Below are 12798 nucleotides of genomic sequence, written 5' to 3' on the forward strand. Positions count from 1 at the left end.
GTTGTATTATTTCAGAGAAAGAGGTATACACATTATGCTAAAAGAGCTTGCTAAAAGTATTCGAGAATACAAAAAAGCTTCGATTGCAACCCCGTTGCTGGTATCGGTGGAGGTAGTGTTGGAATGTATCATTCCCTTTATTATTGCAAACCTGGTGAATCATATTAAGGCCGGCAGTGATTTAAGTGTGATCATAAGATATGGAATTGTACTTTTTATTATGGCAGCATTTTCACTTTTGTTTGGCGCACTGGCGGGTAATACCAGTGCAATTGCTTCGAGTGGCCTTTCAAAGAATCTTCGTAAAGATATGTTCATCAAAATTCAAAGTTATTCATTCGAAAATATTGATAAGTTTTCCCCTTCATCAATCGTGACAAGAATGACAACAGATGTTTTTAACATACAGAATGCCTATATGATGATTATCCGTGCTGCGATCCGTTGTCCGCTGATGATTGTGTTCGCATTTGTCATGGCCTTTGTCATGGGCGGAAGGATGGCATTCATTTTTTTGATTGTTGCTCCAATCCTGGGTTTTGGACTTTTTACAGTAATTCGTAAAACAGTTCCTTTATTTCGAAAGGTTTTCAGAAAATATGATAATCTGAATGCTTCCATACAGGAAAATGTGAATGCCATGAGGGTTGTAAAATCTTACGTTCGTGAGGATTATGAGAAAGATAAGTTTGAATACGCCGCACAGGATGTCTGTAACGATTTCACAAAGGCCGAGAGAATTCTGGCTTGGAACGGACCGATGATGCAGTTTTGTATTTATACGGTTATGAGTTTTGTCTTATCCTTTGGGTCTTATATGGTTATTACCACCAGAGGTCTGGATCTTGATCTCGGGCAGATGTCCGCGCTGGTTACATACAGCTTTATGATCCTGCAGAGTCTGATGATGTTGTCCATGGTATTTGCCATGATTACGATGTCAACCGAATCTGCAGAACGTGTTGTTGAGATTCTGACGGAAGAGAGTTCCCTGACGGATCCCGAGGATCCGATTTATGAAGTAAAAGACGGATCAATTGATTTTGAAAATGTCAGTTTCAAATATTCAAAGAATGCGAAAAAGATGGTTTTGTCGGATATTAATCTTCATATTAATTCCGGTGAGACGATCGGAATTATAGGTGGAACAGGGTCATCAAAATCCTCTCTGATCCAGCTGATATCAAGACTATATGATGCGACCGAAGGAACAGTCAAAGTTGGTGGCCTCGATGTGAGAAGTTATGATCTCGATGCTCTTAGAAACCAGGTTTCTGTTGTTCTTCAGAAAAATGTCCTGTTTTCTGGAACGATTAAAGATAATCTGAGATGGGGCAGCAAGGATGCGACAGATGAACAGATGATTCAGGCATGTAAGATTGCACATGCGGATGAATTCATTGATCAGTTTCCGCAAGGGTATGATACTTATATAGAACAGGGCGGAAGCAATGTCTCCGGCGGACAGAAGCAGAGACTGTGTATCGCCCGTGCACTATTGAAAGATCCTAAGATCCTGATCATGGATGATTCGACCAGTGCAGTTGATACAAAGACGGATGCCCAGATCCGTAAAGCGTTCCGAACGTTTATTCCGGAGACGACGAAGATTATTATCGCACAGCGTGTTTCATCGGTTGAGGATGCCGATCAGATTATTGTTATGGAAAGTGGCCGGGTCAATGCGGTCGGAACCCATGACGAACTGATGGCTCATAATGATATTTATAGAGAGATTTACGAATCACAGAATAAGGCAGGTGATAATGATGAAGAGTAATGAAAAGGTTAAGCCGACTTCCGGAATCAAGAAAGGTACGGCACTGCGCGTTATAAAGACACTATTTCAATTTTATCCGGTTATGATGCCTCTGACAGTGATCTGTATTCTGTTTAATGCCATAGTAGGGGCAATCCCTGCTGTGTTTATGCAGCGTGTTATGGCAGTTGTTGAGACAAGCTGGAAGACAGGGGATTGGGCAGGTGCCGGTCCAAAGATATTGTCAGACGTCAGAATTTTGGTCACTTTTTATGTGTTGTCCCTGCTTTCCGGTGTTGCATTTAACCAGATGATGGCTGTTATCACACAGGGATTTTTAAAGAAAATGCGTGTGAAGATGTTTTCCGGGATGCAGAATCTGCCGATCAAATACTTTGATACGCATAATCACGGTGATATTATGAGTCACTATACGAATGATATTGATACGATGCGGCAGATGGTATCACAAAGTTTCCCACAGCTTTTGATTTCAATCGTCTCAGTGGTCAGTGTATTCTTTATTATGATTTACTACAGTGTCTGGCTTGCTCTTGTCGTAGTGATTGGTGTTATCATCATGTTGTTTGTCACAAAGAAAGTGGCAGGGACATCATCGAGATTCTTCTTCAGGAACCAGGACTACCTGGGGCGGGAAGAAGGTTATATAGAAGAAATGATGAACGGTCAGAAGGTTGTCAAGGTGTTCTGTCATGAGCAGGAGGCGATTGACGGTTTCAATGAGATCAACGATAAACTGTTCGTGACATCGAGCACTGCTCACCGCTACGCCAACATGCTGATGCCGATTCTTACAAATATCGGAAATGTATTATACGTTATCGTAGCTGTGGTGGGTGGGATCCTTTTGGTACAGGAAATACCGAATATCAGTCTTTCGGGAATGGCAATCAGTATCAGTGTGGTAGTACCCTTCCTGAATATGACAAAGCAGTTCTCCGGAAATGTAAGCCAGGTTTCAAATCAGATCAACTCCGTTGTCATGGGTGTTGCAGGTGCACAGCGTATTTTCGATCTGATCGATGAGAAGCCGGAGCAAGATAATGGATTTGCGACTTTAGTCAATGCGAAAGAAGCGAATGGAGACATCGTGGAATGCAAAGAGCATACAGGAATCTGGGCATGGAAATACCCTCATGAAGATGGGAACGTTACTTATTCGAAGCTAAATGGTGATGTCCGATTCCGCGACGTGGACTTTGCCTATGATCCGGATAAGATGATTCTGCATGACATCTCCATTTACGCAGAACCGGGACAAAAGGTTGCGCTCGTGGGTGCCACAGGAGCCGGAAAAACAACGATTACCAATCTACTGAATCGTTTCTATGATATTGTGGATGGAACAATTCTCTATGACGGAATTGATATTAATGAGATCAAAAAGGACGATCTGAGACATTCACTCGGAGTCATCCTGCAGGATACCAATCTTTTCACCGGAACAGTTATGGACAACATCCGCTATGGCAGGCTGGATGCAACGGATGATGAGTGTATTGAGGCTGCAAAGCTTGCCGGAGCGGATGATTTCGTCACGCGGCTGCCGAACGGATATCAGACGATGCTTTCAGGAAATGGTGCGAATCTTTCCCAGGGACAGCGTCAGCTGCTTGCCATCAGTCGTGCTGCCGTTGCGGATCCGCCGGTTTTGATCATGGATGAGGCGACATCCTCTATCGATACAAGAACTGAGGCGATCGTACAGCGCGGCATGGATGCTCTGATGGAGGGCAGGACTGTATTCGTCATCGCCCACAGACTTTCAACTGTAAAGAACTCAGATGTCATCATGGTACTGGATCACGGACGAATCATAGAGCGTGGCAATCATGATCAGCTGATTGAGAAGAGGGGAACTTACTATCAGCTGTATACAGGTGCATTCGAACTCGAATAACTCTATCATAAAAAAGCCCTGAGACTGGCTGATATCGGAGTAATCCGGCAGAGCGCAGTCTCAGGGCTTTTATCGCAGTTAGTTTTCGAGTTTGCTATTATTTATACTTTGTCAGTTTTCCAATCAGGTTCACTTTCGGGCAGGTTCCTCGCCAGATACTCACCAGACTGGGATAGTGCTTATAAAGCATTAGTATGGTGATGATCATTGCCAGAATTCCCGCTTCCGATCCATATCTAAAAAATGCCGGAACGAGAAAAACAATAGGAATAGTGATCGCACCAATGGGAAGGTATTTGGTGAGCAGCACGAGGATACCACCGATGATGCATGCGAGAAATCCGTAACCGGGTGAATACAAGACCAGCAGGATGCACGTGACGGCGACACCCTTTCCGCCTTTAAAGTGTTTCCAGAATGGAAAATTGTGACCGATCAGAACACCAAGGCCCGCGTAGAGGATAGAAAGTCTGTGCGGCAGAGAAAGGAACACGCCGCACAGAACGCAGGCAATGATCGTCTTTCCGATGTCGCCGACCAGAACCATAAGACCGGGCAGAATGCCCAGTTGGCCGGTTACATTTGCCATGCCGGGATTCCCGCTTCCAATTTCCTCCGGGTGTTTTCCAAGTTTATTCTGTACCACTAGTTCAGCAGTCAGAAAATTACCAAATCCATATCCTATCAGTAAACAGATGATACGTATCATAAAAGGTACCCCCTTTAGGCTTGTGATCTGATGTTGCTTTTGCAAATCCAGTATTATTGATAACCTAGTATAGCATCATCTACAGAAGTTTCAAGGGCTTTTGTCAGTATGGGCCAGATTATTCCATATATTCGGGTGTTACGCGTTTGTGACTTCAGGTTCATGTTTTATACGATTTTGATCCTGTATTTTTGCAGCCAGTAGTTAACCTGAAGCATGTAGGCAATTAGCTGGGGCCCCGCCATCAGTTGTCCGTAGAATGGTTTTCCATAATCAGACGGCGATTCCAGGAATGCATAGACTTTTCGCTGATCCAGGAAGTCGCGGATCGGGGCACGCGGATCGGTCAGTGTCTCTCTTAACAGATTTGCGAGCATTTTTTCATATGCGGGATCATAGGTCTTGGGGTAGGGACTCTTTTTTCTCCACAAAATTTCTTCTGGCAGAATTCCCTCTGCACTGTAGCGAAGCAGTCCTTTTACAATGCCATTTGGACTTTTCATGTCCCATGGAACATTCCAGAGATATTCTACGATTCGGTGGTCGGCAAAAGGCACTCGTGCCTCGAGTCCAGAGTACATGCTGGCCCGATCCATACGGTCCATAAGCGTCACCATAAACCATCTGAGATTCAGGTAAGAGATTTCACGTCTGCGGCTTTCTTTTGGATCCTCTCCGATAAGACGCGGTGTCTCACTTATCGTCTTTTCATATGCTGCATGGGCGTATTCCTGTAGGGACAGTTCATGAATGACATCATCGGACAGCAGCATTTTCCGAGGTTCCATACTTGGGGACCAGGGAAATTCGTCTGTTTCAAAGGCCTCCCTTTTGTGGAACCAGGGGTAACCACCGAAGATTTCGTCGGCGCATTCGCCAGTCAGTGTTACTTTGTTGTAGCTTACAACCTGTGAGCAGAAGTAAAGCATCGAAGATTCCACGTCACCCATACAGGGGAGATCCCGGGCATCTACTGCTTTGAATAGATAGTCAATCATATCGAGGTTATCGCATTCAAGAAATCGATGATTTGTTCCGGAATATGTGACCATCTTTTCCACCCATGGCCGGTCCTGACTTGGCTGGAAGGAGTTTGACTGGAAATATTTGCTGTTATCTTTAAAGTCAAAAGAGAATGTGTTAAGCACTTTCCCCTGTTTTTTCAGCTCTCGGGCACAGATGGCTGTGACGATACTGCTGTCGACGCCTCCAGACAGGAACGTACTGATGGGAATGTCGGAGAGCATTTGTTTTTTGACAGAGTCTTCGACAAGCCATGCAGTCTTCTCTACGGTTTTTTTCCATGGGTCCTCATGGGGATGACTTTCCAGTTTCCAGTAAGAAAAAGATTTACAGCCGTCCCGATCAAATGTGAGATATTCTCCCGGCAGGACTTCAAGGGTGTCTTTGAAAACGCCTTTTCCGTAAGATTTTGCCGGACCTAAGGCAAACACCTCGCATAATCCGTCGCGGTCTAAAGCGGGCGAGAATCCGGGGTAGGAGAATAACCCTTTGATCTCTGATGAGAACACAATTGTTTTATTCAGGATTGTGTAGAATAAGGGTTTTACGCCCAGACGATCGCGGAAGAGGAAGAGCCTGTCGGACCGGGTATCCCAGATGGCAATCGCGAAGATGCCGTTTAACTTCTTAATATAATCAGCTCCATACTTCATATAACCAATCAGGACAACTTCTGTGTCGCTTTCGGTTTCGAATTCGCATCCCTCTTCTTGAAGTTCATTCTTTAATTCACGCATGTTGTAGATCTCTCCGTTCAGGAGAATACTGCATGAGGTTGATTCATATCTTCGAGTCATGGGCTGATGCCCGGTCTCCAGATCAATGATGGAAAGCCTTACGTGGGCAAGGCCGCAGTTTTCATCCAGATAGCTTCCCTCGTCATCGGGGCCACGGTGTTTTTGAACTCGATTCATCTGGTCAAGGACAGCGGTCCACTTTCCGCTGTCTTTCGTATAATTCTCAGTTAGATTACAAAATCCGGCAATTGCGCACATTGCTGCCTCCTTCATGAAAAGTCGGGATCACTGGATCACCGGTTGATATTGTCTGTCATCAAGAGCCATTTCCAGAGTCGGAATCAGAAGTTTGGTATGTGCAATCATGGAATTTGGCTTCTTTTTGGGATTATCCTGGCCGAAGGGGACGAAATAAATATGCTTAGCATTCATAAGCAGACCAATATTTTTCATATTTGTCGCCAGAGCATCGTTTGTTGCGATTGAGAGAACCAGGGGCTTTTCGTTGCGCAAATGGGCCTTGGCTGCCATAAGAGCCGGCGTGTCAGTGATTCCATTAGCCAGTTTAGCGATGCTGTTGCCAGTTGCGGGCATGATAACCAGGATGTCAAGGAGACTCTTCGGACCGATGGGTTCTGCCTGATCAACTGTGAGAATCGGTTCATTTCCTGTAATATATCTTGCCTCGGATATAAAGTCCCGGGCGTTTCCAAAACGGCTGTCTATTCGTTGGGCGTTGTCGGAAAAGATCGGCGTAACGATGGCCTCGGCTTTTACGAGGTCTTGTAATACCTCGAATGCTTTTTTATAAGTGCAAAAGGAACCGGTGAATGCAACACCTACTTTTTTCCCTTTTATAGTCATATACTAAAACTCCTTTCTGATAAAAGGTAAATTGGATTTTACAGAGCGAAGGATGGCGTTTGCAGAAGAGACGGGAGAATACCGCCCCGGAAGCTGGGGCACCAGGTGTGCCGCCAGATGAAGCTTTTCGGCTGCGTCATAATCAACTCCGCCCGGAGCCGATGCTATGTCTATGATTAAGGCATCCGGCTGAATCTTTTCCAACAGTTCATGCGTGAGCAGAACGCTGGGAATGGTATTAAAGATGAAAGAGAAGTGACCGATAGAATCTTTCAGCTTTTTCATATCAATGGTGCCATCTGTGACGATTTCAGCTTCGGCTCTTGCCCTTGGGTTTCTGGCGCATACTGTCACTTCACAGAAAAGGCCTTTCAGGTAAGTTGCCAATGACTTTCCACACTTTCCATAGCCCAGCACGAGACAGGGACTGTGAGAAAGATTTTTGCTGCTTTCGGCAATTGCTTCACAGATTGCACCTTCCGCAGTTGCAATAGAGTTATAAAGTGTAAGTTCTTCATCATTCATTAGATCAAAGACCCGCACGCCCTTTGCACTCAGGGTGTCTTTAAAAAATGCGGGAATATTTCCTGCAAAGAAATACTGTCCCTCCTGAAGAGAAGCCGTGAGTTTATCAGGGATCAGATTCATCTCTCCCGTCTGATGGTTAATGAGTTTGTTTCTCATCAGCGGAATAGGCGCGATGACAGAAAAAGCACTACTTACGGCATCTTCAATACAATCAGCCGAAAAAGCTTTCTCTGATTTTTCACAAAGGGCATACTGACACACACGGTATCCCTCATCTATCAGTTGCTCAGTGATAAAAAACTGGCGCATATCTCCGCCAATCACCGCAAAATCATAATTTTGTCTATTCAAAAAAGTGCCTCCTATTGTGAGTTCACTTATAAATAACATATGATACAACAGGGTCAAAAGGTTATGTTTTTCATGCTTGCATGAAAAAACATAACTTTGGGACCCGCAAACTCATGAGAATGCAGCCCAATAGGGCGGAATTCGAATGAGTTTAGGATTGCGGGAGCACGAAGTGCGGAGCAATCCGTGTTGTATCAAAAGGTGCGAGAGGCCACAAGGAAACTTGTGCTCTTTTTCATGTTCACATGAAAAAGGCATACCCCGTGTTGTCAGCACCCTTTTTTGCAAAATGCCCAAAATCTCGTAGAATCCTGTCGGATTCATTGACTTAATGTCTATTCTTTATTATAATATACGGTAGGATTGCATGCACACGAAGTGCAGACCAATCCCCGGTATCAAAGAATGAAATCCAGGAGAATTAAGTTCTGATGAATTAAAGGTTTGACAGATAATAAGCTTGGAAAAAGAGGAAACAATGGAACATAAGACTGGTCTGGAAGATGCATACGTGATGAAAGACAATAAGAGGCTCCGTATGGGATATACGACAGGATCGTGTGCTGCCGCCGCGGCAAAAGCGGCGGCGTCTATGCTTTTGTGTGGAAGTAGCATCGAGGAGACTGCACTTATGACGCCGAAAGGTATTCTGCTGCATCTTCTGATCGAAGACATCAAGATCAAGACAGATGACAACAATACACCGATTCAGGTGAGCTGCGCAGTGCGAAAGGACGGCGGGGACGATCCGGATGTGACAGATCAGGCGCTTGTCTATGCGACAGTGACCAGACAAGACGAGGGAATCACGATCGATGGCGGAGAAGGTGTGGGACGTGTGACAAAACCAGGTCTTGCCCGTGCGGTCGGGGAGGCGGCAATCAACCCTGTTCCCCTTCAGATGATTACGCAGGAAGTGCAGGATATCTGCAGAGAATATGGATATCACGCTGGATTAAAAGTGGTCATCAGCATCCCGAGAGGAAGAGAACTGGCAGATAAAACCTTTAATCCCAGGCTTGGAATTGAGGGCGGGATCTCGGTTCTCGGGACCAGCGGGATTGTGATCCCCATGAGCGAAGATGCACTGATTGCCAGCATTCGTCTGGAAATGCAGACGTATGCTGCACGAGGAGAGAAATATCTGCTTGTCACACCCGGAAATTACGGAGAGAGATTTGCCTCTCAAATGAAGGAGTTAGATCACAGCACACAGATGAAATGCAGCAATTATGTCGGAGAGACAATTGACATGGCTGTCGAACTGGGGTTTAAGGGCGTCCTTTTTATCGCCCATATTGGAAAATTTATCAAAGTCTCCGGCGGGATCATGAATACGCACTCCCACAGCGCAGACTGTCGTGCAGAACTCATGGCAGCGGCATGTATCCGGGCTGGGGGAGATGCGGATACAGCCCATAAGGTTCTTGATACATTTACCACTGAGGAAGCACTTGATGTTCTGGAAAAATCTGGTGCACAACTGGTTTGCAAGACGATGGAACAAGTCTGCCTGCGTGTGGAATTCTATCTGAAAAACAGATGTAAGGGCAGAATTCAGATTGGTGCAGTTCTCTTTTCACAGGTGAGGGGAAAACTGGGCGAGACATCTGAGGTGCCTTCGCTGATTAATTATTTAAATAACGAATGAGAGGAATAAAATAGATGACAGGAAAATTATATGGTGTCGGTGTCGGTCCCGGGGATCCGGAACTTATGACTTTAAAAGCGGTAAAGGTCATAAGAGACAGCGATGTGATTGCGCTGCCGGGAGAACATCCAAAAGATACGGTTGCCTGGCAGATTGCGGTAAAAGTCTGCCCGGAGATGGAAGAAAAAGAACTTCTGGCAGTACCTATGCCGATGACGAAAGATAAAGAAAAACTAAAAGAGAGTCACAGACAGGGTGCAAGAATCATCTGTGGCGGGCTAAAAACCGGAAAGCAGGTGGCTTTTCTGACACTTGGAGATCCGACGGTTTATTCTACCTATCTCTACATGCATAAAATCGTAAAAAATGCCGGATATCCGGTTGAAATCATTAATGGGATCACTTCATTTACCGCAGTAGCGGCGAAACTGAATATGGGTCTGGCAGAGGGCGGCGAGCTTTTACACGTTGTACCGGCGTCCTATCAGATTCAGGATTCCCTGGAACTTCCCGGGACGAAAGTTCTGATGAAGGCTGGAAAAAGGATCCGCGATGTAAAACAGCAGCTGAAAGATCATAACGTGGAAGTTTCGATGATTGAAAATTGTGGAATGCCTGAGGAAAAGATCTATTACGGGGTGGATGAGATACCGGAGGATGCCGGCTATTATTCGCTGTTGATTGTAAAGGAGAAACGAAGATGATTCATTTCGTAGGAGCAGGCCCGGGAGCACCGGACTTGATTACTGTTCGGGGAAAACAATACCTTGAAAAGGCAGATGTGATTATCTATGCCGGATCGCTGGTGAATCCGGAACTGTTAAGCTATAAAAAAGAAGGCTGTGAAGTCTATAATTCTGCAAAAATGACGTTGGAAGAGGTTATCGCTGTCATGGAGCAGGCTGAGAAAAGCGCTCTGACGACGGTGAGATTACATACAGGCGATCCCTGTATCTATGGTGCGATCCGTGAGCAGATGGATATCCTGGATGAGAAGAAGATTACCTATGATTCGTGTCCCGGCGTGAGTTCTTTTTGTGGGGCGGCATCGGCACTCGATCTGGAATATACGCTGCCGGATGTCTCTCAGAGTGTTGTGATTACCAGAATGGCAGGGAGGACTCCGGTACCCGAAAAAGAGAGCATAGAGTCTTTTGCAGCACACCAGGCGACGATGGTGGTTTTCTTGAGTACGGGGATGCTGCAGGACTTAAGCCGCCGGCTAATTGCAGGAGGATACACGGCCGATACGCCGGCAGCCATCGTGTATAAGGCGACCTGGGATGACGAAAAGACATGTGTCTGCACTGTGGGTACACTTGCAGAGACGGCAAAGCATGAAGACATTACGAAAACCGCACTGATGATTATCGGAGATGCGGTCACACATTCAAATTATGACCGCTCTTTGCTGTACCATCCCGAGTTTACAACAGAATACAGAAAGGGGAGCAGTCCGACGTAGTTATGAAAATAGCAGGAATATGTTTTACCCAGAACGGGTATCACTTGTTAGAGAAGATAGAAAAGATCTTAAGACAGGAGGATCACGATGTCTGCGTCGCTTATAAAAGCCGCTTTTCAGCGAAAGATCATCCGGAGAAACTCCAGGAGGATTTAAAAGAATGGGTTGGGAAACGTTTCCTAGACAGCGATGCGGTCATTTTTATCGGTGCTACAGGGATTACGGTACGAACAATCGCGCCGTATGTAAAGGATAAAAGGCAGGATCCGGCTGTGATTGTACTCGATGAGAGTGGAAAGTTCTGTATTCCGCTCCTGTCCGGACATATCGGCGGTGCAAATGATCTCGCCGTGTGGCTGGCGGATCGGATACATGCGGTTCCGGTTGTGACAACGGCGACGGATATCAATGATATCTTTGCCGTCGATGTTTATGCGAAGAAGAACCATATGACACTTTCTAATATGACCTATGCGAAAGAGGTTTCTGCATCACTGCTGAGTGGATATCCGGTGGGCTTTCAAAGCGATTTTCCGGTAGAGGGTGCGCTTCCATCGGGATTCGTGTGGGAGAAAGATCTGGGTCCGGAAGATCCAGAGACTGTGACGCTAGGTGTAAGCGTCAGTCCTTCCTACAAGAATGCACACTTTGACCATTGTCTGTGGTTGATTCCAAAGTGTATCACAATCGGGATTGGATGCAGAAAAGGGGCAACTTCTGCGCAGATTGCGGATCTTGTCCGCGATGTTTTAAAGGAGAATTACCTCTATCCGGAGGCTCTTAGCCGCGTGGCTACAATCGACCGGAAAGCCGAGGAGCCTGGACTTTTGCAGTTTTGCAGGGAACTAGATCTTCCGATGGTCACCTACACAGCAGAGGAGCTCAATGCAGCAAAGGGGAAGTTTACCCCATCCAAATTTGTCAAGGATACCACGGGCGTGGACAATGTATGTGAACGCTGTGCGATGCTTGCGGGTAATGGTGAGATGATTGTAAAGAAAACACAAAAAGATGGCGTAACCTGTGCCTGCGTGCTTTCAGACTGGAGGGTTAGCTTTGAATAAGATTTATGTTGTGGGCATCGGCCCCGGAGCTTATGAAAAAATGACAATTGAGGCTGATCGGGCCTTACAGTCAAGCGATATGATAATTGGATATACGGTGTATGTAGATCTGGTAAAGGAACACTACCCCACTAAGATATTTCTCACAACGCCGATGAAAAAAGAAGTAGATCGCTGCATGATGGCGTTTGAGGAAGCAAAAAAAGGTCACGTGGTGTCGATGATCTGCAGCGGAGATACCGGCGTCTATGGAATGGCGGGGCTGATGTATGAGATCGGGGAAAAGTATCCGGATGTGGAACTTAAGATTATACCAGGTGTGACGGCGGCTCTTGCAGGAGCCGCTGTCCTTGGGGCGCCCCTGATTCACGATTTCTGTCTGATCAGCCTAAGCGATCTTCTGACGCCGAAAGAAAAGATAAAGAGCAGACTTTTACACGCCTCTGAGGCGGATTTTGTGATCTGTCTATATAATCCATCGAGTAAGAAGCGAAGCGGTTATCTTAGATGGGCATGTGACCTAATGATGGAATATAAGAGCGAAGATACCGTCTGTGGAATTGTAAAAAATATTGGCCGGGAGAAAGAGAGCGTTTTGCTTCTGTCACTTTCACAGTTAAAGAATACAGACGTGGATATGTTTACCACGGTATTTATAGGGAATTCTCAGACGAAACAAGTAGATGGACATATGGTGACCCCGAGGGGTTACAAGGGGGTCTGAAA

11 protein-coding genes are annotated in these 12798 nt (G+C 45.7%); 7 read left to right on the top strand and 4 right to left on the bottom strand.

The features are described 5' to 3' along the window. The first annotated feature begins 34 nt into the window (after positions 1–34). Together INP51_RS03130 and INP51_RS03135 are read left to right on the top strand one after the other, a co-directional pair. Positions 35–1780 carry an ABC transporter ATP-binding protein gene (locus tag INP51_RS03130; RefSeq protein ID WP_193736290.1) on the top strand — a complete coding sequence of 582 codons (1746 nt, stop codon included), beginning with the start codon at positions 35–37 and terminating at the stop codon, positions 1778–1780. After that, positions 1767–3680: an ABC transporter ATP-binding protein gene (locus INP51_RS03135; RefSeq protein ID WP_230406865.1), complete on the top strand. Its 1914-nt coding sequence runs from the start codon at positions 1767–1769 to the stop codon at positions 3678–3680. Before INP51_RS03130 ends, INP51_RS03135 begins: the two co-directional genes overlap by 14 nt. Positions 3681–3777: 97 nt before the next feature. Here INP51_RS03135 and INP51_RS03140 read toward each other — a convergent pair whose 3' ends face one another. The 4 genes from INP51_RS03140 to INP51_RS03155 all read right to left on the bottom strand — a co-directional run bounded on the left by INP51_RS03140 (position 3778) and on the right by INP51_RS03155 (position 7892). Continuing rightward, positions 3778–4389 (bottom strand): glycerol-3-phosphate acyltransferase, encoded by a 612-nt coding sequence (locus INP51_RS03140; RefSeq protein WP_193736292.1) that lies wholly within the window; start codon positions 4387–4389, stop codon positions 3778–3780. A gap of 167 nt (positions 4390–4556) precedes the next feature. Continuing rightward, complete coding sequence (gene asnB / locus INP51_RS03145) at positions 4557–6407, bottom strand: asparagine synthase (glutamine-hydrolyzing) (RefSeq protein WP_193736293.1); 1851 nt, start codon at positions 6405–6407, stop codon at positions 4557–4559. Between the two features lie 27 nt (positions 6408–6434). Beyond that, a complete protein-coding gene (locus INP51_RS03150; RefSeq protein WP_193736294.1) occupies positions 6435–7013 on the bottom strand; it encodes a dipicolinate synthase subunit B in 579 nt (192 codons plus the stop codon). A gap of 3 nt (positions 7014–7016) precedes the next feature. Next, positions 7017–7892: a dipicolinate synthase subunit DpsA gene (locus tag INP51_RS03155; RefSeq protein ID WP_193736295.1), complete on the bottom strand. Its 876-nt coding sequence runs from the start codon at positions 7890–7892 to the stop codon at positions 7017–7019. Between the two features lie 478 nt (positions 7893–8370). Between INP51_RS03155 and cbiD the strand changes: the two genes are divergently transcribed. Genes cbiD through cobJ form a run of 5 tightly spaced genes read left to right on the top strand, consistent with a single transcriptional unit; the run spans position 8371 to position 12796 of the window. Continuing rightward, positions 8371–9543 (top strand): cobalt-precorrin-5B (C(1))-methyltransferase CbiD, encoded by a 1173-nt coding sequence (gene cbiD, locus INP51_RS03160; protein WP_193736296.1) that lies wholly within the window; start codon positions 8371–8373, stop codon positions 9541–9543. 14 nt (positions 9544–9557) lie between these two features. Further along, positions 9558–10247 carry a precorrin-2 C(20)-methyltransferase gene (gene cobI, locus INP51_RS03165; protein ID WP_193736297.1) on the top strand — a complete coding sequence of 230 codons (690 nt, stop codon included), beginning with the start codon at positions 9558–9560 and terminating at the stop codon, positions 10245–10247. Then, complete coding sequence (gene cobM, locus INP51_RS03170) at positions 10244–11008, top strand: precorrin-4 C(11)-methyltransferase (RefSeq protein WP_193736298.1); 765 nt, start codon at positions 10244–10246, stop codon at positions 11006–11008. Before cobI ends, cobM begins: the two co-directional genes overlap by 4 nt. A gap of 2 nt (positions 11009–11010) precedes the next feature. After that, the gene (locus INP51_RS03175; protein WP_193736299.1) at positions 11011–12072 is read left to right on the top strand and encodes a cobalt-precorrin 5A hydrolase; all 1062 of its coding nucleotides are present in this window, start codon (positions 11011–11013) and stop codon (positions 12070–12072) included. Next, positions 12065–12796: a precorrin-3B C(17)-methyltransferase gene (cobJ, locus tag INP51_RS03180; protein ID WP_193736300.1), complete on the top strand. Its 732-nt coding sequence runs from the start codon at positions 12065–12067 to the stop codon at positions 12794–12796. Before INP51_RS03175 ends, cobJ begins: the two co-directional genes overlap by 8 nt. The last annotated feature ends 2 nt before the right edge of the window (positions 12797–12798 follow it).

Source organism: Blautia liquoris, assembly GCF_015159595.1.
In the GTDB taxonomy this organism is placed as follows: domain Bacteria; phylum Bacillota; class Clostridia; order Lachnospirales; family Lachnospiraceae; genus Novisyntrophococcus; species Novisyntrophococcus liquoris.